We start from the raw sequence: 23880 nt of genomic DNA, 5'->3' as shown, positions 1-23880 counted from the left end.
CCATGACTTTGCTTTTGCTCTGTGTCTTCTGTGGCAAGATTTGACACGTCTCCGAGACCTCTTATTCACACCATGAAAAAAATTCTTTTGACCGCTTGCCTTGTAGCTTGCTCATTGATGGCTAAGGCCAAAGACTGGACCCAATATGTTAACCCCTTGATGGGAACACAGTCCTCTTTCGAGTTATCAACCGGGAACACCTATCCCGCCATTGCCCGCCCGTGGGGAATGAATTTCTGGACACCACAAACCGGTAAGATGGGAGACGGATGGCAATATACGTACACAGCCAACAAAATCAAGGGATTCAAACAAACCCATCAACCCAGTCCTTGGATCAACGATTACGGACAGTTCTCCATCATGCCCATAACAGGCAAACCGGAGTTTGACGAAGAAAAACGTGCCAGTTGGTTCAGTCACAAAGGCGAGGTTGCCACTCCGGCCTATTATAAAGTATACTTGGCCGAACATGATGTCGTGACCGAAATGACCCCGACGGAGCGTGCAGTCCTGTTCCGCTTCACTTTTCCCGAAAACGAGCATTCGTACGTTGTTGTAGATGCTTTCGACAAGGGTTCTTACGTAAAAGTAATTCCGGAAGAAAATAAAATCATCGGCTATACCACCCGTAACAGTGGCGGAGTACCCGAGAACTTCAAAAATTACTTTGTCATCGAGTTCGATAAGCCTTTCTCTTACAAAGGCACTTTCGCTGATAAAAAACTGGAAGAAGGCAGTCTGGAACAGAAAGCCGATCATACCGGAGCTGTCATCGGTTTCCGCACCCGGAAAGGCGAAATCGTACATGCCCGCATAGCCTCTTCGTTCATCAGTTTCGAACAAGCGACTCAGAATCTGCAAGAGTTAGGCAACGACTCCTTTGAACAACTGGTACAGAAAGGGAATGATGCCTGGAATCATGTATTGGGCAAAATAGAAGTAGAAGGCGGCAATCTGGATCAGTACCGTACATTCTACTCCTGTCTTTACCGTTCTCTCCTGTTTCCCCGTAAATTCTATGAACTGACAGCGGACGGTCAACCGATTCATTATAGTCCCTACAACGGTCAGGTGCTTCCCGGATATATGTACACCGATACCGGATTTTGGGATACATTCCGTTGCTTGTTCCCATTCCTGAACCTGATGTATCCTTCGGTAAACAAAGAGATACAGGAGGGACTCATCAACACGTACAAAGAAAGCGGCTTCTTCCCGGAATGGGCAAGTCCCGGACATAGAGGCTGCATGGTTGGCAATAATTCGGCATCAGTACTGGCAGATGCTTATCTGAAAGGAGTGAAGGTAGATGATGTGAAGACCCTGTATGAGGGATTGATTCACGGTACGAAAAACGTGCATCCGGAGGTTTCTTCTACCGGACGTCTGGGCTATCAATATTACAACAAACTGGGGTATGTCCCTTATGATGTGAAAATCAATGAGAACACCGCCCGTACATTGGAGTATGCCTATGATGACTGGTGTATCTATCAATTGGGTAAAGCACTGAACCGCCCCCAAAAAGAAATCGAACAGTTTGCCAAACGTGCCATGAATTACCGGAATGTATTTGACAAAGAAAGCAAACTGATGCGTGGCCGCAATGAAAACGGACAGTTCCAGTCACCGTTCTCTCCGCTGAAATGGGGTGATGCTTTTACAGAAGGCAACAGTTGGCATTATTCCTGGTCGGTATTTCATGACCCGCAAGGCCTGATCGATCTGATGGGAGGTAAAAAGATGTTTATCACAATGCTCGATTCCGTATTTGCCGTTCCGCCGGTGTTCGATGACAGTTATTACGGACAGGTGATTCATGAGATTCGTGAAATGACAGTAATGAATATGGGCAACTATGCGCATGGCAACCAACCGATACAACACATGATTTACCTGTATAACTATGCCGGACAACCTTGGAAAGCACAATACTGGCTTCGTCAGGTGATGGACCGCATGTATACTCCGGGACCTGACGGCTATTGTGGTGACGAGGACAACGGACAGACGTCTGCCTGGTACGTATTCTCCGCACTCGGATTTTATCCCGTATGTCCGGGTACAGACGAGTATGTCTTAGGAGCTCCCCTTTTTAAAAAGGCAACTCTGCATTTTGAGAACGGCAATAACCTCGTGATAGATGCACCGGATAACAGTAAAGAAAACCTGTACATTGAATCGCTCCGTATGAATGGAAAGGAATCATCACGGAACTATTTGAAGCACGACGATTTGCTGAAAGGTGGAATCCTCAAGTTCAAGATGGGATCACAGCCTAATCTCAACAGAGGTATTAGCGAAGAAGACGCTCCGTATTCATTCTCAAAAGAGAAATAAGCAACTCCACTTGTCTTAGAGGCAGTCGATCCACCTCCATTTAAATGGTGGATCGACTCAACCCAATGGGAATGCCCCTACTCATTAGGCTGAATATCCTCCTACTCATTAAACTGAGTCGCCCCATCCCATAATAAAGGAGAGAAAAGCACCCTTCGAAAGTCCCTCCTAAATAAATCTCAAAAAAGTCAGCAACTGAAGTAAGTGTTTCTTTCGGGATACTTGTTTTATTAACATCAAGGGCACAAAAGCCACTTGATTTATATTATAAATACCATGCTTAAACCTTGTATGTTTTTAAAGTTAACTAATTAATTTAATTATAGTCAATGAAAAACAAAACTCTGTTTCAAAGACCCAAGCTGCTCAAAGCATCGCTGGTTATTCTTTTGGCTGCTGCTCCTATTCAGTGGTCATTCGCACAATTCACATTTTCGACTCCCCGCACTACATTGGGGCAAGTGATCAAGACAGTGCAATCCCAATCTAAGTATCAATTCTTTTATGACGATCAATCGTCGAACATGCCGATTGAGAATCTGGAAGTAAAGAATGTAAGTCTGGAACAACTGCTGAACACTGCACTTAAAGGCAAAAACCTGACATACAAAATCGAAGATAACATTGTTTATCTGTCTCAGGCTGCCAAACAGCAGGATCCGGCACAAACCCCGATCAAACGGCAGGTCAGCGGTACGGTTGTAGATGCCAACGGCGAAGCACTGATCGGTGTAAACGTATCCGTAAAAGGTACCAGCACAGGAGCCATTACCGATTTGGAAGGTAAATACACCCTGACGGTCAACGATCCGAAAGCTGAAATCGTATTCTCCTATATCGGATACAAACAACAAGTACTGCCTGCAAAGGAAAGCATCCTGAACGTAACCATGAGTGAAGATACCCAGATGATCAGTGAAGTGGTTGTGACAGCTTTAGGTATCAAACGTGAAAAGAAAATGTTGGGATACGCCGTACAGGAAATCAAAGGTGACCAACTGAACCAGACCGGAGACCCTTCGGTTACCAGTGCATTGCAAGGTAAAGTAGCCGGTCTGCAAATGAACACGGCCGGTACAGGTCTTGGCGGTTCTACCAAGATCACGATTCGTGGTAACTCTTCTCTGGCTGACAACAACCAACCACTCTGGATTGTAGACGGTGTGCCGTTTAGCGATAACAATAACTCGGATGCTACTTACTACGGCGGTGTTGACCGCGGTGGTTCTTCCGTCGATATCAACCCCGAAGACATCGAATCGATTTCTGTACTGAAAGGTCCGAATGCCGCCGCTCTTTACGGTTCACGTGCCGGTAACGGTGTTATCTTAGTTACTACTAAGAAAGGCAGCAAGAAAGACGGTTTCGGAGTGCGCTATAGCGGTAACTTCACTTGGAGTCAAGTAGCCGAAACCCTCGAGATGCAGGATCGCTATGGACAGGGACACATTGTGACCCAGGATGAGAACAAGAATCCGCTGTCTCAATATTACGCGAAATATGATCCGACAGACTCCTCAAGCTGGGGACCGGTATTGGACGGAAGCATGCAGAAAGCCTGGAACGGCGACACATATGCTTTCTCCAAATACGGAAACAAACTGAAAGATTATTTCGATACCGGCTTCGCACAGAACCACAATGTATCTGTAAGTAACGTTACAGACAAATCACATTTCCGCGCTTCTTTTGGTAGTTCAAACAACAAAGGCGTATTCCCGAACGAAAAACTGAACCGAATCAACCTTGACCTGAATGCCGGAATGGAAATGAACAAGTATCTTTCTATGGATGGAAAGATTTCACTTTCACGCACCAAAGCAGAAGACCGCCCCTATTTCGGTACATACGGAGCCATCGCTCAATTGATGGGTATTCCTAACAATATCCGTCTGGACGATCTGAAACAATACTCCACAGCCGACAATGCACACGTGAACTGGACAGGTCCTACTGCCGGTATCCGCAATCCTTATTACGTTCTGAACCAACGCCACAACTCTGACGAACGTTGGAGAGCCTTCGGTTACTATGGAATGAAAATCAACTTTACCGACTGGTTGCACCTATCCGCCAAGTATGCATTCGACTATTATCGTACCCGAATCGAAGAAACTAATGCGGGTGACGGTATCAACGGCGAAAGCAGTATCAAAGATATCACAGACGATGAAATGAACCGTGAAGAACAGAACTTCTTCGAATCGAACGCGGAAATTGTATTGATGGGTGACAAACAATTGACGGACAATTTCCGTCTGGGCTTCACTGTAGGCGGTAACTTCATGTACCAGAACTACGAGTCACTGAATGCCGGTGTACGCAATATGCTTGATAAAGGACAGTGGATTTTCAATGCAGCCAATATGCTGAACACAGCGGGAGAAACGGGCCATGAACGTGCTACTAACTCTGTTTTCGGATCTCTGCAACTCTCCTGGAAAGAGTATCTGTCACTGGACCTGACTGCCCGCAACGACTGGTCGTCCACACTGCCAAAGAAGAACAACTCTTTCTTCTATCCGTCTGCCAATTTGAGTTTCGTCGTGTCTGATTTTGTTCGTTCACTGGACAAGACATTACCAAACTGGTTAACTTTTGCCAAAGTACGTCTGTCCGCAGCACAAGTAGGTAAGGATACAGATCCGTATCAACTGTATAACACCTACGGATTCAAGTTCGAAAAGGGTGAACTGATCCCAAGCAAATCGAACGTGAAGATGAACGACCAACTGAAACCGGAAATCTCTTCATCCTACGAAGCAGGTCTGGATATGAAGTTCCTCAACAACCGTCTGGGATTTGACTTTACCTATTATTACAGCCGTACGAAAAACCAGATCATGAAAGTGCCTGCCGCAGCTCCTTGGAGTGGCGGGAAATGGGTAAATGCAGGTTTAATTACCAACAAAGGTTTCGAAATGATGATTTACTCGACACCGGTACAACTGAAAGACTTCTCTTTCGACTTAAATGTCAATCTGGCCAAAAACGTATCGAACGTAGAGAAACTGGCTGAAGGTGTAGATTACATCTACTTCAACGGTGACTCAAACTTCCCGATCAACGTAGGTGCACGTCCGGGTCATAAACTGGGTGAAATTTATGCTAAGACCCTTTACAAACGTGACGAACAGGGCAACATCATCATCAACAAAGAAAACGGTCTGCCTATGACTACTACTGACGCTGACGAACGCCTGGCAAAACCCATCGGAAATATCCAACCCAACTTGCTGATGTCCGTATCTCCGTCATTCACCTACAAAGGCTTTACACTATCGGCCATGTTCGATATGAAGTTCGGCGGTGATATCATCTCTATTTCTGAAATGAACGCTACAGGCTCAGGTATGGCCAAACGTACCATGAATCGTGGTGAAAGCGACAACTTCATGATGATATTCCCCGGAGTATATGAAGACGGAACGCCGAATACCCAAAAGATTTCAGCTTCCAACTATTACGGTGCTTTGAACGCGGAAGACTTTATCTATGACGCTTCTTTCATCAAACTGAAAGAATTGGCTATCGGCTATACATTCCCTAAAAGCATGTTGAAAAAGACACCGATCAACTCGCTGAATGTATCATTCGTGGCACGCAACCTGGCTTATCTGTTGAAACACACTCCGGGAACAAGTCCTGAAGGTGGTTACGATACGACCATGTTCTCACAGGCCATCGACTTCATGGCCGTACCTTATACCCGTACATTCGGATTCTCAGTTAACCTTGGTTTCTAATTTTATAAATAAAGATATAGTATGAAATTCAAAATATATAAATCACTTGCCATGTGCACCCTCCTCTTAGGACTGGCTGCATGTAATGATTTCGAAGAAATGAATACCGACCCCTATGCGCCGGTATACGATCCGGAAATAATCGGTGCCACCCCCGACGGAATCGATATTGACTACGAACTGACACCAAGCGCGCTGAAGAGCCTTCAAGGGACGGAAAGTGCCATCGGTTCAGTATTTGCCAACCTGACTTACGAAGGAGTATATAACGACTATCAGATTACTACCAATCTAACCCATGACATCTACGCCGCTTACTTTGCAAACAATGTCAGCGGATTCGTAACCAACTCACCTACCTACGGATATAACGACGGATGGTCCAAAAAACGTTGGGAACACTTCTACGATAATCGTACAGTAGAAGAGTACAGCCAGTTGATCAAAACATTCTGGTTCTGTGGAAAGGAACGCTATCATAACGCATTCTATATCACTCGCATCTACTACGCATTCCTGATCTCTATGCAGACAGACACTTATGGAGCTATTCCATTGGAATACTACGTAAAGGGTGCAATGCCTACAGACGAAAAAGTGAAGTATATGGATCAGAAAGATGTATATGACGTCATCTTTAAGATACTCGACCAAGCCATCACTGCACTCCATAACACCCCATCTGCCGCACAATACAGCTTGGGTGAAAACGATAAGTGCTTTGGAGGTGACAAAGACAAATGGCTTCGTTTTGCCAATACCCTTCGCTTACGATTGGCACTGCGTGTATCGAATGTAGATCCTCAACTGGCTAAAGAACAGGGTGAGAAAGCAATGACTGATCCTGCCGGATTGATGCAAAACGATGACGACAACATGAAGCAGACTCCCAAGTATTCATACATAACGGGTGGTAACGAAAACATCTACACACTTCTGTACAACTGGAGTGCCAACGTAGTGTTATCCAAAGAAATGGAAAGAGCTTACAAAGAACAATCCACCATTCTCGACCCGCGTTGCGAAATCTTGTGGTGGAGGCCGACTGCCCTTGAAAATCTTAATCTAACCGAACCCAAAGAGGATATGACGAAAGATTTCAATGGTTGTGAAAATGGTGAAACTTCATTGGGAGGTAGCTATACAACCACTTATTCTCCGAGTCGCGTATTCATCAAGCAAGACCAGAAGAAACTCGACCGTAAACATTGGTGGTGCTACGCACGTGAAATTGTATGGCTGGGTTACTCCGAGAGTTTATTCCTTCGGGCAGAAGCCGCTCTCCGCGGATGGGCAGGTGCAAATGGAACAGCTGAACAATTATATAAGGAAGGCATCGAAGCTTCCTTCAACTACTATCAGATTGGCGCTGACGAAGAAGGTCAGGAGAAGATCAACAAGTATATGGAAGGACTGAAAGGATTACAAGCTTTCAAGAGTGGTGACAGAGAAGCACAACTGGAGCAGATCATCACCCAGAAATGGATTGCCGTATATCCGAATGGTAATGAAGGGTGGGCAGAGTTCCGCCGTACAGACTATCCCCGCTACATGAAAACACCTAAAGGAGGCAACAACTCAGGGGGTGAAGTCGCAAACGGCAAGTTCATCAAACGCCTGAGATACCCGGACAGTGAAGTGTCCAACCCGAACCGTCCGAAAGATGTAGATACACAAGGAACTCGTTTATGGTGGGACGTAGCCGACACCAATGATGATGGAGGCAATTACGTTACTCCAAACAATTTCCGCTAAACAACGAGATTAATATTCATGCACTGACAATAGATTAGGTTACACAAGAGAAACAGGGAGCCCGAGATGGGTTCCCTGTTTTTATGTATACTCCTGTCACTCTATTTGTTCTTTCGGATAATTCACCAAATAGAGTGTCTTCGATGCACGTGTGAAAGCTGTATATAGCCAGCGGAAATAATCCGGCGTCAGATATTCATCCGACATATACCCCTGATCGAGAAAAACATTCTGCCACTGCCCGCCCTGTGCCTTATGGCAAGTCACTGCATAAGCATACTTTACCTGCAAAGCATTGTAATGCGGATCTGCTTTCATCTTTTTCATTCGCTCCCGCTTGACAGTAATATCCGCATAGTCCTCAAGTACGGAATAAAAAAGCCGGTCATTTTCTGTTTTGGGCAAGGCAGGGGCATCCGAATGGAGTGTATCCAGCAACAAGTTTGCTTCAATTTCAAAATCATTATAATCCGGGAATGAAAGAACCACTTCGGCAAACCGAAAACCATACAGTTCACGAGTACGTCTCACCCGGCGAACCACGGCAATCTCTCCGTTCGCTATGAAATCCATTTCTTTATACCTCTCAGTCCAGTAATAATTATTCTTCGCTATCATTAGCAAATCACCCGTATTCAGTTCATCTTCCCGGTAAAGAATCTGGGCACGTATACCTTTATTATATATATTGGCCCGCTTATTGGAACGACATACCACAATCGTCTCGTCCATGCCATCTTTTTCGTAACATCCGGTCAGGGTCTCAATCAGCTCGTCACCGGGTACTACCTTTATATCCGGAAATCCACTCACTTTTATCTTAGGCAACGAGTAACACTCCTCTTCAGCAATTAACCGGCGTATTTGAGTCGCATTCCATAATATACCAGATGCCTGTACCTGACGCACCACTTGTGTCAGATCGACCTCTGTCACATTCAGTCCGTATCCTTTCAATGCCTCTGTAACAAGTGCAGGACTTTGCTCTTCCCCTACCGGAGGCAGCTGGGCTGTATCTCCCATCAACAGCAAACGGCATCCTGCACCGGAATAAACAAACTCGACCAGATCATCCAAAAGCCGCCCCGTACCAAACATAGATCCCGACAAACCTTCATTCGAAATCATGGAAGCTTCATCTACAATATATAATGTATGGGTGGTAAGATTATCATTGATTGAAAAATTACTTACTTCATTCGAAAATGACTGCTGCCTGTATATCTTTTTATGAATGGTAAAAGCAGGATGTCCCGCGTAAGCAGAAAATACCTTAGCTGCCCTCCCCGTAGGCGCCAGCAATACTGATTTCTGTTGTAACTTATCCATCGCTTTCACCAAGGCTCCGACAAGAGAAGTCTTTCCGGTTCCTGCATATCCACGAAGCACAAAAACCGTCTCATTAGCCGTAGAAAGTAGAAACTCTGAAAGAGATTTTACAGCTATTTCTTGCTCAAAAGTTGGCTGATAAGAAAAATTTTCCTTAATTTGCCGCTCTAAATAGTTATTTATCATTTTTGTACGAGAAAAAAGTTACAAGAACTATCGTTAATTAGATTTATTTATTTTATTTTTGCGCTACGAATATAAACTAAAAAAAACATATTTATCATGAAAACAGTATTTAATATCGTACTAGGTCTATGCGTAATTGCTTTGGTTTACATTTGCTATGCCAGCATCATGGGTCCTATCAACTTCGAAAATGCTAAAAAGCACAGAGACAAAGCAGTTGTTGCCCGCTTGATCGATATTCGTAAAGCTCAGGCAGAATATCGTAATATCTACAAGCAGTACACTGCAAGCTTTGACACACTGATCGATTTCGTTAAGACACAAAAGATTCCTTTCGTATCTAAAGAAGGCGTATTGAGCGACAAGCAGCTGGAAGACGGTATGACTGAAAAGAAAGCTATGGCTATGATCAACAAGGCTAAAAAGACTAACAACTGGAAAGAAGTTGAAGCTGCCGGCTTGATGGGCTTCAAACGTGATACAATATGGGTTGCCGTAACAGATACTATCTACGATAAGTCATTCAATGCAGACTCTTTGAGATACGTTCCGTTCGGTGGCGGTGCACAGTTTGAAATGTACACCAGAAACGATACAACTAAATCAGGAGCTCCTATCTTCCTGTTCCAGGCTAATACTCCGTATGATGTATACTTGAACGGACTTGACAAGCAAGAAATCGCAAACTTGAAAGATGTTCAAACCAAACTGGGTAAATATCCAGGCTTGATGGTAGGTTCTATTGACACTCCGAACAACGGCGCAGGTAACTGGGAATAATCCGAATATGCCCGATAGAGCAATTGCAGAAACGATTGACTTTAGTAAATCGGAACAATATACATTGTCCATCCGTCTTAGTACGGATGGATTTTCTTTTTCTATCTACAATCCGATTCACGATAGTTCGCTCTCTTTCTTTGAGAAAGAGGTCGAGCCTTCATTATCTCTTACAGCCAACCTCAAAAAGGCTTTTCGTGAATTGAACTTTCTGAATCATACTTACAAACGGGTAAACATCCTGATGGCGGACAAACGTTTCACACTAATCCCCCTTGAACTGTTTGAGGATGATCAGTCCGAAATGGTATTCTACCACAACCACACTCCCAAAGAAAATGAAACGGTAAAATACAATATTTTAAAAAAGAATAATGCCGTAGTCATCTTCGGTATGGACAAAAGCACTTATCAATTCTTGTCCGATCACTACCCTGAGGCAAGATTTTATTCACAGGCAGCCCCATTAGCAGAATATTTTTCAGCAAAAAGCAGATTAGGCAACAGTAAAAAGATATATGCCTCTATCCGCCACAATGCCATCGACTTTTTCTGTTACGAACGCGGACATCTGCTTCTTGCCAATTCATTTGAATGTCGCAAAACAGATGACCGAATCTACTATCTCCTCTATCTTTGGAAACAACTGAATTTCGACCAGGAGCGAGACGAACTTCACCTGACAGGTGTATTTGACGATAAAGAAAAACTGATGCAGGAGTTACGTAAATACATTCAACAAGTATTCATAATGAACCCTGCAAGCAATATTGACATGCAAGCCTTATTAACATGCGAGTAATCAGCGGAATATATAAAAGAAGAAGATTTGATGTGCCCAGAACATTCAAAGCACGTCCCACAACAGATTTTGCCAAAGAAAATCTGTTTAACGTTTTATCCAACTACATGGACTTCGAAGACGGCATTGTTGCCCTTGACCTCTTTGCCGGTACAGGCAGCATCAGCATTGAACTGGTGTCGCGCGGTTGCGACCGTGTCATCAGTGTAGAGAAAGATGGTGCCCATCATGCTTTTATCAGTAAAATAATGAAGGAAGTGCAGACGGATAAATGCCTGCCTATACGTGGAGATGTATTCAAATTCATTAATGGCAGTCATGAGCAATTCGACTTTATTTTTGCCGACCCTCCTTATGAACTGAAAGAACTGGGAACAATCCCGGATCTGGTTTTCGAAAACAATATGTTGAAGGAAAACGGACTTTTTGTCCTGGAGCATGGCAAAAAGAATAACTTTGAGGATAATCCCCATTTCATTGAAAGAAGAGTATACGGTAGTGTAAACTTCTCTTTTTTCAGATAAACTGCAGAAGATACACTTTACAGCAAAGGAGCGAGCAAACGGACTACGGACTCCATCGCTTTCTGCCTCCAGGAACGCTTCTCCCAGTTCTTCAAGAAGATCTGGGTACTTTCCCGTTGATCCTGTAAAAAGATCTCCCGCATCTGTAGGGCAGTCTCCATATCGTACATAAAGGCATTTACTTCGAAATTGTGTTCGAAACTGCGAAAATCGAGATTGGTAGACCCCACGGTTGAAAGCATATCATCTGAAACCATCAATTTGGAATGCAGGAATCCCTTTTTATAAAAATAGACCTTGACTCCTGCCCGCAAAGCATCTGCCAGATAAGAACAGGAACCTAAGTGCGTCACTCGGTTGTCTGCATGTTCAGGCAACATCAACCTGACATCTACCCCGGCTAATGCCGCAGTCTGCATAGCAACCAGTATCTGTTCGGTAGGCAGGAAGTAAGGAGTCTGCATATAGAAATATTTCTTGGCACCGGATATGGCAACCGTCAATCCCTGCATGATTTCTTTCCAAGGTCCAATCGGTTCACTCGTTACAATCTGTACCAAAGAGTTGCCACAGGCCTCTATCTTAGGAAAATAACGTGAAGCCGTAATCAAGGTACGATCTACAAAATACCAATCCAGCAAAAAGGCAGTCTGCAGACCATGTACGGCCTTTCCTTCAAGCATTATATGCGTATCCCGCCAAATTCCCCAAGAGAAACCGCGCATATAACGTTCGGCAAGATTCATTCCTCCTACAAATCCGATACGACCGTCTATCACTACAATCTTTCGGTGATTACGATAGTTGACCTTACTCGTAAATAGGGGAAAACGTACTTTCAGAAAACTCCGCACCTCAATTCCGGCATCACGCATCTCTTCAAAGAATCTATGAGGAACGTGCCAGCACCCTACATCATCATAAATCACACGTACCTCAACTCCCTCGCGTGCCTTCTCTATCAATACATCACGCACCAAACGCCCCACCGGATCATCTTCAAAGATATAATATTCCATATGAATATGGAATCTGGCCTTTTGCAGCTCTCGCAATAAAGCCTGAAGTTTAGAATATCCGCCGGTATAAATATCCACCCGGTTTCCTTCGAACGGAAAGGCTTGGTTCGTGTTCTGAAACAGTTGTATCAGACGGGCATATTCTTTCGGCGTTTCACAGCAGTTCTGTGCCAGATACTCTGCCATCGGCTTTTTGAGCAATCGATTGTAACTTTTCTTACCGATAATCTTCTCACGCCGCTGGCTACGCCCGAAAAAGAAATAGAAAACCAACCCTACAACCGGAAGGAACATAAGGATCAGAATCCATGCCATTGTCTTTACCGGATTACGATTGTCGAGAATCACGATGACAATCGTACCGATAATAGCCCCGAAATAAATAATATCAAAGGCAACGGTAGCTATTACGCTTGCTATGTAGTTCCAATCTATCATATTCACCCTCCGCGTATTATACAAACAACAAATGTATGGAAAATATCGGATACGGACAACAACTGTCCCGATTCAAAACGACAATCCCTCCGAACAGATGCAAAATTAAAGAGATTTTGCAATCTATCCGGAGGGAGTTATCAGGTTAGTCTTTTATTAAAAATGAGGACGTCCGCCTCCAAAACCGCCGGGACCTCTGCCGGGTCCGCCAAATCCTCTACGTCCGCCGCTATTCATCATCTTTTCACGGGCCGCTTTACTACCAAAGATATTCAGGCGATAAATGAAGTGTACCATACAGTAACTATTGATACCATTATATTCGGATACCGAACGCATATCGGCTGTCAACGAACGGCTGATGTTGCTCTGCTGCCTAAGGATATCATATACTTCAAAACTGATAGTACCTGCACCTTTCAGCAACGACTGCGCAAGTTGTGCATTCCAGATCAGTTCATTACGATTCATACTCGAATCACGATAACCACGACGGCTTTGATTAGTGATGTTAGTAGCCAAGGTCATCTTCCAGGGCATCGTTATATTGGTACTTGCCCCATAAGAATATGTATAAGGTTCCTGATTATTCTCCGGACGGAGTTTATTACGTTCTGCTGTATAATTGATTGAACCATTCAACGAAAACTCGAACCAGTCATTACGATAAGAGCCTGTAACCCTCTCGCCCAACATCAAACCGGTACTTGTATTTCTATCATTGTTTTTCGTATCCTGATTGTAGAGGAACGCTACATTATTCTGATAGTTGATGTTAGTAAAAGTATTAATCGTATACTTCTTATTCCTCAAAGCTGTATTGAAACCGAACAAACCAAAAGCATTCCAGTTACCGTTAATATTTTCCGGACGCGTAATCAAACCACCGGTTTCTTCATTATAACGAGTACTATTGCTGATACTGTTCTGTGTAGCAGTAAAGCTGAAATGGGTCATAATTCCACGCTGTTTCTCTGCATTGTATGTATTGTAGAATAAACGCATCGTATGTGCAAAAGAAGGTTTCAACCCGGGATTACCCATACGGATATTCAATGGGTTTGAGTTGTCGGTTATAGGTAACAGATTCTCCATAGTAGGTTGACTGCTACGTCCCCGGTAGGTAAAGCGCAACTGACTCACCTTTGAGAAACGGAAGCGTAAATCCATATTCGGTGCAAAGTTAAACACAGTACGTGTCGTATCGATCATATAGTCTCCCTTTTTATAGGACAAAGTGGAATTCTGCGGCTGGAAAGACATACCTACATTCAACTGATACTTCTGACGAATGAAGCGTAAACCCACTGAAGCATCATGGTTATAGTAACGATATTCGGCATTCTTACTCAAGCTGTCCACTGCATGAGCTTCGTATCCGGAAGGAAGGGTCCCCCCGATAGTCCAATCGGGATAATCCAGTAAATCGAATGTGGTCTTGTCACTTTTACTGTATTTGTACTGGAACTGGTAGCTGAATTGTAAGAAAGTAGCCTTTGCAATCGGTTCGCTATAAGTCACTTGTGCCGTATAGTTATAATTGTGTGTAGGAGTTGTAATATACTGATTACGATACAAGATGGAGTCACCCCCCAAATGATTCAACAATTGGTAATAACGTGTTTCGGATTGCGTATATTGGTCGTTATCATTATCACCATAACCGAAAACCCCACGGAAAGTCAGGTTACGTCCTTTATTATTCAATTTCCGGTTAACCTGCAAAGTGGCATTTCCCGACAGACTATTCCCCTTGGACAGCGAAGCACTGTTGGTAGCATTTACACGGATATCTTTCAGCGGATCATCGGAAAGATTGTCAAAATTCAGATAATCATTCGGATTTGCCACCAGATTGAAAGGATCTTCATTAAAGGTTCCCGACTCCGAAAGAGAAGCATTGTTGGTTCTTCCATAAGAAAAATTCGGGCGAAAAATAATATTTGTCAGCGTATCTGGTTTCCACTCCATACGGAAGTCGGCATTCACATTTGTCCCCTTATTCCGATTCTTATTATTCGAATTAGAATATGAATTACCATTCTGAAGGAAGCGTTCGGAAGAGTTGATACTCGAAATATCTCCATCCTGGAAATTATAACGTACACTACCTCCCAGTTCAATCTTGTTGGTCTGAGTGGCAAAGGTAGCTCCTAACATTTTAGTGGCATTCAAGCCATTGTTGCTCCGCCAGCGCGGCCCTCCACCTCCACCGGAGAAACCCTGATCGTTTACATTGTTTGCCGAACCAATAATCGAAAACTGAGTATTATCAATAAAGCGATTCAACATCATTCGTCCGGTATAACGGTCCTTAGTACCGGCTCCCAGATCTGCATTGCCAAACCATCCTTGATTCATTCCTTTCTTCACGGTCAGGTCAAGCACCGTTTCCTCTTCGCCATCGTCAATACCCGTCACACGTGCCAAATCTGATTTTTTATCATAAGTTTTCAGCTTATCGACCATGTCTACAGGAAGATTCTTTAAACCGGTTTTTACGTCTCCACCAAAGAATTCCTTACCGTCGACCATAATTTTTTTCAGTTCTTTCCCATTGATTTTGACATTACCATCATCATCTATTTCAGCACCCGGAAGCTTCTTAACCAACTCCTCCAACATAGCACCCTCAGGCGTACGATAAGCACTGGAATTATACATCAACGTATCTTCTACTACCGTCACTTGCGGAGCTTCGGCCACCACAACTGCTTCTTTAAGCATAACAGCATCGGTTGCCAATTCGATATTTCCCATCTTTTTGGCAGGAACATTAGCCGTCAACTGAACGGGGATAACTTTTGTGATGTATCCGATAAAAGATACTTTAAGCAGATATTTTCCCGGTTTCTGCTTGGATAAAGAGAAGTAGCCTTGTGCTGAAGTGGTCATACCCACTACCTGAGCACTGTCGGGGAGAGATAATAACTGCACGGCAGCGAGTTCGACCGGTTCTTTCGTACCGGCCTCTATTACACGTCCCGATACGGTTACAATTTTGTTTTGCGCATAAGTGGATAGGGTAACTGTCAGCAGCAACACCATCCAGATCAATAGTTTCTTCATTTGCCTGTAGGTTGAATAATAACAATCGTTTGTTTGACAACCTTTAAGGCAAAAGGTTTAATTTAAACACGATTATCTTTTAAAGATTTTATCGACTTGTGCCTTTTTCATACCAAACTCAAGACAGAGCACATTGATAATGAGGAAAATAAGAAAGGAAGAAGTATCAACTGTCATGATATCTCCCGTTGCCACCCGATAAAGCATCCCCCCAAATAAAAAAAGTACTGTCAAAAAGATGGCGTTACGAGTCGCCTTGTTCCGTATAATCTCCGTTTCACGCCCTTCATTACGCGATAAAGCAAAGAGAATCATCACTGCTCCCAACATCATCAGCAGCTTGGTGCATTCCTTATAGAATAACAAGTTACTGTCTGTCACCATTCCTTGCATCACTAACAGGAACGGAATGAATAACGATACAAAAAGAATCACATATCCTAACGGACGGCAGAATACAGGTAATAATGCTTTCATTTTATCTAAAATTAATGTCACAAAGATAGCTTTTTCTCATAAACGAAACTCTATGTTTTACATTTTTAAGTGCTAAGTTTCACTATTTATCTCCGAACCCCTATCTTTGCAGTATATAAAAAAACATCGAACCATTATGAGTAAACAAGAAGTCATTCTTTGCGAGAATCTGGAAAGCAGTATAGGACGTGCCGTCGAAAACTGCCCACACGACCGCCTGTTCATTCTCACCGACGATCATACTCACCGTCTCTGTCTGTCACAACTGATGAATCTGCCGTTCCTGAAGGATGCGGTTGAAATCACTATCGGAGCCGAAGACGTTCATAAAACACTTGAAACACTGGCCTCCGTTTGGCAAGTGTTAAGTGAAAAAGGTGCTACCCGCCACTCACTCCTTATCAATCTCGGAGGTGGAATGGTGACTGACTTAGGCGGATTTGCCGCTGCCACATTCAAACGCGGCATCGCTTACATCAATATTCCCACTACCCTGCTGGCGATGGTAGACGCTTCTGTAGGCGGAAAGACCGGAATCAATTTTAACGGGTTGAAAAACGAGATAGGTGCCTTTGCACCGGCATCCAGTGTATTAATCGAAACAGAGTTCCTCCGTACACTCGATGCACACAATTTCTTTTCCGGCTATGCCGAAATGCTGAAACACGGACTGATCAGTAACACTGCTCACTGGGCGGAACTACTCGCATTCGATACGGAAAAAATGGACTATGGATACCTGAAAGAGTTGGTGGGACGTTCCGTACAAGTAAAAGAAGATATAGTAGAGCAAGACCCGTTTGAACACGGTATCCGCAAAGCGTTGAATTTGGGACATACCGTAGGACATGCTTTTGAAAGCCTGGCTCTTGCCGAGAACCGTCCGGTCCTCCACGGGTACGCCGTAGCCTGGGGAATTGTTTGCGAACTCTATCTGTCACATTTAAAAACCGGTTTTCCGAAAGACAAGATGCGTCAGACCATCCAATTCATAAAAGATAATTATGGCGCTTTCACGTTCGACTGCAAACAGTACGAACGCCTATACGGATTCATGCAGCATGATAAGAAAAACAATGCAGGTGTCATAAACTTCACGCTTCTGAAAGAAATCGGCGATATCAGTATCAACCAGACAACGGACAAAGATACTATTTTCGAAATGTTCGACTTCTACCGGGAGTGCATGGGTATGTAAAGCAGGCATCGTGACAGAGGTATCTACTTCCGATCATGAATAAATGAAGTACCACATAAGAAGCATAAGACGAATCGGCAGGTTGCGAAAATCACAACTAATACGAATGACCACCCGCCTTTACAATCCCAAGGGGTATCAGGAAATATTAGCATAATGCATTATTAACTAATCATTTAAATGGATAGTGATCTGTTCCCCAAACCTTTGTTTTAACACAATGTTAAAACAAAGGTTTGGGGAATAAAAGACTTGTTCTCTAACGTCAAGAAACAAATCTTTTGCAAAGAAGAGTTTTATTATCTCATATTCAGATTAACAATGTTAATGGATCGTTTCACCCAAAGACTCTACTCTCTGAGCATGAAAAATGCTATAAAGGAGAAATAAATCATCCGAATATTTTGCTTATTAAAAATAAAATTCTACTTTTGCACTCGCAATTCGGGATGTAGCTCAGCCCGGTAGAGTACGCGTCTGGGGGGCGTGTGGTCGCAAGTTCGAATCTTGTCATCCCGACGAATTGAATGAAATAAGGAGTTAAGAATCAAACTTAACTCCTTTTCTTTTTATCTGATAGTTTGATTCCCATTTTCACCGTTACAACACCTACACTGCAAATAGAGAAAAAGCAGAACGTTGAATATTCAATGCAATTCCCCTGATTATTTCCACATATTACTCAGTATCTCAAGTTTTTTTCTATCTTTGCCCCAAATAAAACAGCATCCGGAAAATAAACGGGGTATGTCCACTATAAATGGATACTTCGCATAAAAACACAAAATAAAAATCGTCTTATTAACAAGAAAACTCAAACAAAAATGAAACGCATTGTTTTTTTAGATTATGTACGCGTATTCGCGTGCTTCCTCGTTATGATCGTACACGCCAGTGAAAATTTCTACGGTGCCGCCGGATCCACAGATATGGCCGGACCACAGTCTTATCTACCCAGTGAAGCAGACCGGCTATGGGTAGCTGTCTACGATGGCTTTTCACGCATGGCCGTGCCGCTGTTCATGATTGTCTCAGCCTTTCTTCTTGCGCCGATGAAAGAAGGACAGACCACATGGCAATTCTACCGCCAACGCTTCATCCGCATCGTACCACCATTTTTCATCTTCATGATACTATACAGTACCCTGCCAATGTTATGGGGGCAGCTAAATGAAGAAACCTCCTTAAAAGATCTGTCACGGATATTCCTGAACTTCCCGACACTGGCCGGACACCTGTGGTTCATATACCCTCTGATCAGCCTTTACTTATTCATACCCATAATATCGCCATGGCTGAAAAAAGCCACGGCAAAAGAAGAACGTTTCTTCATCGGATTGTTCTTATTATCAACATGTATACCCTATCTAAACCGTTGGTGCGGTGAAGTATGGGGACAATGTTTTTGGAACGAATACCACATGTTGTGGTACTTCTCAGGTTACTTGGGATATCTTGTACTGGCACATTACATACATGTCCATCTCACTTGGAACCGTTCCAAACGTCTCACTGTAGGAATTATTTCAATGTTCGCCGGAGCAATATTAACCATCTACTCTTTCTATGTCCAAGCCATACCCGGAGAAATTCTCCCTACACCCGAAATAGAAATAGGATGGGCTTTCTGCACAATCAACTGTGTGCTTCTCACAGCGGGTACATTCCTTCTTTTTACATGTATAAACAGTCAAAAAGCTCCACGGCTCATTACAGAAATATCGAAACTCAGCTATGGCATGTATCTTATGCACATATTCTGGCTCGGGTTATGGGCTACAGTGTTCAAACATACACTGGCACTTCCTACTGTCGCTGCCATACCATGTATCGCTGTCAGTACATTCATCTGCTGCTTCGTAACTGCAAAGATCATCTCATTCATCCCGGGCAGTAAATGGATAATAGGATAAATATCCGCTATGGGAACTGTTATAAAATGGAATATTGCAAATACCATAGGATACTGAATCAGACAACTAATAATCAGAGACATACGATCCTCTGAATCAGATCAGATTTTTAATATAGAAACAAATAACAGTGAGCCCCTGTCCAGTATATTCCGGACAGGGGCTCAACTCTGAATATATAAAGATAAAAAGTATAAATGCCCCTATCGTTTAACAGCCCTCAATTCGTGCTTGATATAACGACGTATCACCCGGTATCTGGGATGCAAGGCATGGAGTGGACGAACAGAATTATGACTGATCCAGAACAGCATCAGGCAAAACAGACTGATCAGCGTAAGCCATCCGTACAGCTCTTTCATGGAAACCATCAGGGCCTGTTGTTGTAAGATGCCGGATAGTTGCCCTAAAGGGATGTGGCTTGCCTGTGGATGAACTGCATCCAGTGCACTGCCCAGCAACATCGTATTCTTCTTCATCACCACACTCAAGGCTCGCTCGAGAACGGCCGCACCGAGTGCTCCACCAAAACTGGCACTGACAAACGCCTGGACAGACACCGCTTCAAAAAAGTTCTGAAACGGCACACGTGAAAGTGCTGTAATAAAACAAATGGCAATGATCACATATCCGAAACTACGCAAAAAAAGAGGAAGCATCAAAACCTCCTTGGACAAGCCGTAGTCGATAGTAAAATAAAACATCATCAAATAACCGGTGATAGCAAGAAATGCAATGACGGTCATCGTCCGATAACACCATTTACGGCGGGAAAAGGTATAAAACGTAAAAACACTGCCTACAACCGTTCCCAATAATAACATCCAATTGAGCGAAATCACATTCAAAGAATCATAACCAAGCACAGCTTCCATATAGATATGTTCAAACAAATGCGAAGGTGCCAATAAGATATCGACGACAATGTAAAGCAGAAATGTGAGATAAACCGCTTTAAACCGCCAGGTAGCCAACGCAATGAACGGGTGACGAATGAAAGAAGCCCGCCACAGGTTCAATAACAGGACTGTTATTCCTCCCACGGTTGCCACCCGAATGTAGACTGACTCATACCAATCGTAATGTTCGCCATACACACAGACAAAGATTATGCATAAAATCACAATCCCCCACATCAAAGCGCCCAGCCAGTCAATGCCGAAGAGTGGTAACTTTGGCATCGAACGGTAATTGCGGAACAGAATCATAGTCGCTATCATCACAAGCAGCAATAAAGCAATAATCAACCAATGCATATATTCCCATTTAATCCAGAAAGCAGTATAAACGGTTATCAGTCCTGACAGTTGAAGACAGCCCTGCACCAACAGATAGATATAACAGAAGAAGACAGAAAGATCTCTCTGAGGGGTAAGCCAAAGCTGGATGGTAGAGTTACATTCAAAGGTAGCCCACATCCTGAAAATTCCACCAAAGAAACAAACCGTCACCAATAGCGGCACACTGCGGGTATACATACATATCAGATTACACAAAATAATGGCAATACCACATGTCAGGAAAGTGGTTTTCGAAGGAAAACGGAACTTCAGACGGAACATAATGGCAAACGTCAGCGACATCCCTACCAGAGAAGCATAACCCGCCATCATAATATCTTCCTGCATCAATGCCGTCGAGCCGACCATCTCACTGACTGCGGCCAGATAGACACCTCCGGAGAACTGGAAGATGATAACAAAGAGGATTACAATCCACGGCCTCAGCTTCTCCGGTACAAAATCACGCATTGCCGGAATGGCAAAAGGAGTTATTTCATGCATACTTTAATAGTTTACCACACATTCCACATTCATTCCGGCACGCAGACGCTTCATGTCTTCGGGTTTGTTTCCGTCCGAAAACTCGATACGTACGGGAATACGCTGCTCTACCTTCACAAAATTGCCTGCAGAATTATCCTGCGGAAGAAGAGAGAAACTTGCTCCCGTTGCCTGCGAAACAGATTTTACCACCCCTTTAAACACTACTCCGGGAATAGCATCTACTTCAATATCGACCGGATAACCTTCACCAATATGGGTTGTTTGGGTTTCCTTATAATTAGCAACCACCCATTTATCGTTTTCGTCTACCAGATTGACCAATGTTTGTCCGGGCTGTACCAATACACCTTCCTGGATCTCTTTTCGTCCGGTAGTTCCGTCGCAAGGAGCCGTAATCACTGTATACGAAAGGTTTAACCTGGCTATTTCCAGAGCTGCTTCTGCCAGTTTTATACCGGCTTCGGTCTGTTCCAAGCGTTCCGTCTGCTCCTGCTTGACGAGTGCTGTCGACTTTTTCTGACGAAGTAACAGTTCGTAACGTGCTTTCGATGCTTCAAAATTTGTTTTCACCGCATCGTATTGCTGACGGGTAACGGCATCCCGTTCCAACAAGTTCTGATAACGTTTATATTCGCGTCCGGCATTATCCATACGTATTTTAGCCTCCTGAATGCTGGCATCGGATACGGAAATATTGTTCTGGATGGTATGGATGGACGAAGTCATCACGGTCTTACCCGATAAGGCATTCTGATAATCAGCCTCTGCCTGTGCCAGTCTGAAACGGAACTCGGCATCTTCTATCAAGGCCAGTGTATCACCTTTATGCACCGTCTGATACTCCGTAAAATAGATTTTCCTGATAAAACCCTGTACCCGGCAGTTGACGGGTACGATGTGTTGACGCACCTGCGCATTGTCCGTAAACTCCACATTTCCCCAATGGATAAAACGGGAGCAGACCCAACCGAGGGCCAGAAGCAACACGATAATAACAGAGATATTAAACGCCAGTTTTTTAGTTTTCTTATTCATAACGATTGATTTTAGATAGTTCCGGAGATATACAGAAGTTTATAATAATTAAATACAATATTGATCTGTGCATTTACCAGTTGCACCTCGGCAGCAAGTTTTGAGTTACTGGCATCCAGCATATCGGTGATCAGTGCCATATCATTTTTATAACGGTCACGGATAACGGCATAGTTCAGATTGGCGAGTTCCACACTTTTCCGCTGGGTATTCAGTTCCACATAAGTTTCCAGATATTTCACCTGTCCTGCATTGACGGCCAGTTCGGTTTGCTCTTTGGCATCTTCATACTGCTCTGTACTCCGCCGGATGGCAAACTTATCCCTGGCAACGGCCTTGTCAGCCTTAAACAGAGAAGAGAAATTATACTTCAACCCCACTCCTACATACCAATAGTTAAGGTTCTTATTGATGGGAGGAACTTCGATGGTAATAGGTCCATCCAGTTTGCTACCGGCAAACAGAGCCACCTTCGGGATCCGCTCCGATCGGGTAATCTTCTGCTGATGTCTGCTCATTTGGACTGCAAGCGACATCTGTTTCAATACGGGAGAGTTCGCGTAAGCGGCAGTAGTCCAGTTCTCTTTAGCTTCAACAGGCAGAGCTTTCGAAAGAATGGTAGTGTCCGGCTGTATACTGACATTTTCCGGCAGCCCCAGGCTGGTGGTCAAATTGTTATTCAGGATGGAGATTGTATTTTCAATCTGTGTACGGGTCAATTCCAGATTGGCCAACAACAACTCGTATCGGGTGATGTCGTTTTTCAGAACGACTCCTTCAGCCTCCTTCGCGTGGAGTTCCCCGATGACCTGTTTAGTCTGTTCAATATTCTTCTCATATACCTGTAACATGTTCTGTTGTTTGAACAGGTCGAGATAATACCCAATCAGCAGAAAGCGCACCTTATCGCGGCTTGTATCCAGATTCAGACGGGCCATCTCTTCCTGCAAACGGGCAATGGCAATACTATTCGTGATGGCTCCTCCCGCATATACCACTTGCGTGGCTTCTATTGCAAAATTATTGCCATAATGCGGCATTGACGCATTGGACCCATTCGAAAAATTACGGTCTGTCAGCAATGCATCTCCCAGATAGCTGAATGACAAAGAGGCCTCAATCTCGGGCAGACGGGCATTTTTAGCAACCCTCACGCCTTCGTGTGCTTCACTGATACCGGTTGCGCACGGACGCAACGATTTACTGTTCTGGTCGGCAAGCGAAAACATCTCTTCAATGGACATGGTTTGTCGTGCCGCTTCCTGAGCATACACGCTCAAGGGACATAATGACGCATAGAGCATCATTATGAACAAAGTGAATTTGTTCATACGTTGTTACTTATGAATTTTAAGAAATAATAAAATGTAAAGAGGAAAAATCAGGTAAAGGGACTTACCTAATCCGAATTTTCTCTTCCCCACTGATGGAAGAGTGCAAGTTTGGTTAGTATACCTTGAAAGGACTCAAAACGGGGCT

The 23880-nt window shown here is 43.7% G+C and carries 15 protein-coding genes and 1 tRNA gene; 9 read left to right on the top strand and 7 right to left on the bottom strand.

All coding sequences use genetic code 11. From position 1 onward, the window contains the following. Positions 1-72 precede the first annotated feature (72 nt). The 3 genes from DBK98_RS07895 (at position 73) to DBK98_RS07885 (ending at position 7844) form a co-directional block, all read left to right on the top strand. Positions 73-2343 (top strand): GH92 family glycosyl hydrolase, encoded by a 2271-nt coding sequence (locus tag DBK98_RS07895; protein ID WP_032537229.1) that lies wholly within the window; start codon positions 73-75, stop codon positions 2341-2343. Positions 2344-2672: 329 nt separating this feature from the next. After that, positions 2673-6089, top strand: coding sequence for a SusC/RagA family TonB-linked outer membrane protein (locus tag DBK98_RS07890; protein ID WP_005810462.1), 3417 nt, complete (start codon positions 2673-2675; stop codon positions 6087-6089). Between the two features lie 21 nt (positions 6090-6110). Next, on the top strand, positions 6111-7844 hold the full coding sequence (locus tag DBK98_RS07885; protein WP_032537230.1) for a SusD/RagB family nutrient-binding outer membrane lipoprotein: 1734 nt from the start codon (positions 6111-6113) through the stop codon (positions 7842-7844). A gap of 96 nt (positions 7845-7940) precedes the next feature. On the opposite strand, the gene DBK98_RS07880 is transcribed toward DBK98_RS07885, so the two are convergent. Further along, entirely contained in the window at positions 7941-9359 is a 1419-nt protein-coding gene (locus tag DBK98_RS07880; protein ID WP_032537231.1) for an ATP-dependent RecD-like DNA helicase, read from the bottom strand. Between the two features lie 96 nt (positions 9360-9455). Here DBK98_RS07880 and DBK98_RS07875 point away from each other — a divergent pair, with 96 nt between their 5' ends. The 3 genes from DBK98_RS07875 to DBK98_RS07865 are packed head-to-tail and all read left to right on the top strand — an operon-like array spanning position 9456 to position 11465. After that, the gene (locus tag DBK98_RS07875; RefSeq protein ID WP_005810469.1) at positions 9456-10139 is read left to right on the top strand and encodes a hypothetical protein; all 684 of its coding nucleotides are present in this window, start codon (positions 9456-9458) and stop codon (positions 10137-10139) included. A 7-nt stretch (positions 10140-10146) separates the two neighbouring features. Then, positions 10147-10941 (top strand): DUF3822 family protein, encoded by a 795-nt coding sequence (locus tag DBK98_RS07870; protein WP_032529913.1) that lies wholly within the window; start codon positions 10147-10149, stop codon positions 10939-10941. Further along, positions 10932-11465 carry an RsmD family RNA methyltransferase gene (locus DBK98_RS07865; RefSeq protein WP_032537232.1) on the top strand — a complete coding sequence of 178 codons (534 nt, stop codon included), beginning with the start codon at positions 10932-10934 and terminating at the stop codon, positions 11463-11465. Before DBK98_RS07870 ends, DBK98_RS07865 begins: the two co-directional genes overlap by 10 nt. A gap of 17 nt (positions 11466-11482) precedes the next feature. Here the strand turns inward: DBK98_RS07865 and cls are convergent, their stop codons facing one another. The 3 genes from cls to DBK98_RS07850 all read right to left on the bottom strand — a co-directional run bounded on the left by cls (position 11483) and on the right by DBK98_RS07850 (position 16468). Next, the gene (gene cls, locus DBK98_RS07860) at positions 11483-12922 is read right to left on the bottom strand and encodes a cardiolipin synthase (protein WP_005810475.1); all 1440 of its coding nucleotides are present in this window, start codon (positions 12920-12922) and stop codon (positions 11483-11485) included. 156 nt (positions 12923-13078) lie between these two features. After that, positions 13079-15991, bottom strand: coding sequence for a TonB-dependent receptor (locus tag DBK98_RS07855; RefSeq protein ID WP_032537233.1), 2913 nt, complete (start codon positions 15989-15991; stop codon positions 13079-13081). A 72-nt stretch (positions 15992-16063) separates the two neighbouring features. After that, complete coding sequence (locus DBK98_RS07850; RefSeq protein WP_005810481.1) at positions 16064-16468, bottom strand: hypothetical protein; 405 nt, start codon at positions 16466-16468, stop codon at positions 16064-16066. A gap of 136 nt (positions 16469-16604) precedes the next feature. Here DBK98_RS07850 and aroB point away from each other — a divergent pair, with 136 nt between their 5' ends. The 3 genes from aroB to DBK98_RS07835 all read left to right on the top strand — a co-directional run bounded on the left by aroB (position 16605) and on the right by DBK98_RS07835 (position 19579). Beyond that, a complete protein-coding gene (gene aroB / locus DBK98_RS07845) occupies positions 16605-17666 on the top strand; it encodes a 3-dehydroquinate synthase (RefSeq protein WP_032537234.1) in 1062 nt (353 codons plus the stop codon). 445 nt (positions 17667-18111) lie between these two features. Then, positions 18112-18185 (top strand) — tRNA-Pro (locus DBK98_RS07840). 305 nt (positions 18186-18490) lie between these two features. Then, positions 18491-19579, top strand: coding sequence for an acyltransferase (locus DBK98_RS07835; protein ID WP_032537235.1), 1089 nt, complete (start codon positions 18491-18493; stop codon positions 19577-19579). 203 nt (positions 19580-19782) lie between these two features. On the opposite strand, the gene DBK98_RS07830 is transcribed toward DBK98_RS07835, so the two are convergent. Genes DBK98_RS07830 through DBK98_RS07820 form a run of 3 tightly spaced genes read right to left on the bottom strand, consistent with a single transcriptional unit; the run spans position 19783 to position 23732 of the window. Then, a complete protein-coding gene (locus DBK98_RS07830) occupies positions 19783-21363 on the bottom strand; it encodes a hypothetical protein (RefSeq protein WP_005810494.1) in 1581 nt (526 codons plus the stop codon). Between the two features lie 3 nt (positions 21364-21366). Next, positions 21367-22401 (bottom strand): HlyD family secretion protein, encoded by a 1035-nt coding sequence (locus DBK98_RS07825; RefSeq protein WP_005810496.1) that lies wholly within the window; start codon positions 22399-22401, stop codon positions 21367-21369. A gap of 11 nt (positions 22402-22412) precedes the next feature. Then, positions 22413-23732, bottom strand: coding sequence for a TolC family protein (locus DBK98_RS07820; RefSeq protein ID WP_022011420.1), 1320 nt, complete (start codon positions 23730-23732; stop codon positions 22413-22415). Positions 23733-23880 lie beyond the last annotated feature (148 nt).

The organism is Bacteroides sp. PHL 2737 (assembly GCF_004115325.2).
Classification (GTDB): domain Bacteria; phylum Bacteroidota; class Bacteroidia; order Bacteroidales; family Bacteroidaceae; genus Bacteroides; species Bacteroides hominis.
The sequence above is the reverse complement of the archived record's forward strand: the minus strand, read 5'-3'. Positions and strand labels throughout refer to the sequence as shown.

Coding starts and splice junctions, on each gene's coding strand:
- DBK98_RS07895 (WP_032537229.1), top strand. CDS start 73: ATGAAAAAAATTCTTTTGACCGCTTGCCTTGTAGCTTGCTCATTGATG.
- DBK98_RS07890 (WP_005810462.1), top strand. CDS start 2,673: ATGAAAAACAAAACTCTGTTTCAAAGACCCAAGCTGCTCAAAGCATCG.
- DBK98_RS07885 (WP_032537230.1), top strand. CDS start 6,111: ATGAAATTCAAAATATATAAATCACTTGCCATGTGCACCCTCCTCTTA.
- DBK98_RS07880 (WP_032537231.1), bottom strand. CDS start 9,359: ATGATAAATAACTATTTAGAGCGGCAAATTAAGGAAAATTTTTCTTAT.
- DBK98_RS07875 (WP_005810469.1), top strand. CDS start 9,456: ATGAAAACAGTATTTAATATCGTACTAGGTCTATGCGTAATTGCTTTG.
- DBK98_RS07870 (WP_032529913.1), top strand. CDS start 10,147: ATGCCCGATAGAGCAATTGCAGAAACGATTGACTTTAGTAAATCGGAA.
- DBK98_RS07865 (WP_032537232.1), top strand. CDS start 10,932: ATGCGAGTAATCAGCGGAATATATAAAAGAAGAAGATTTGATGTGCCC.
- cls (WP_005810475.1), bottom strand. CDS start 12,922: ATGATAGATTGGAACTACATAGCAAGCGTAATAGCTACCGTTGCCTTT.
- DBK98_RS07855 (WP_032537233.1), bottom strand. CDS start 15,991: ATGAAGAAACTATTGATCTGGATGGTGTTGCTGCTGACAGTTACCCTA.
- DBK98_RS07850 (WP_005810481.1), bottom strand. CDS start 16,468: ATGAAAGCATTATTACCTGTATTCTGCCGTCCGTTAGGATATGTGATT.
- aroB (WP_032537234.1), top strand. CDS start 16,605: ATGAGTAAACAAGAAGTCATTCTTTGCGAGAATCTGGAAAGCAGTATA.
- DBK98_RS07835 (WP_032537235.1), top strand. CDS start 18,491: ATGAAACGCATTGTTTTTTTAGATTATGTACGCGTATTCGCGTGCTTC.
- DBK98_RS07830 (WP_005810494.1), bottom strand. CDS start 21,363: ATGCATGAAATAACTCCTTTTGCCATTCCGGCAATGCGTGATTTTGTA.
- DBK98_RS07825 (WP_005810496.1), bottom strand. CDS start 22,401: ATGAATAAGAAAACTAAAAAACTGGCGTTTAATATCTCTGTTATTATC.
- DBK98_RS07820 (WP_022011420.1), bottom strand. CDS start 23,732: ATGAACAAATTCACTTTGTTCATAATGATGCTCTATGCGTCATTATGT.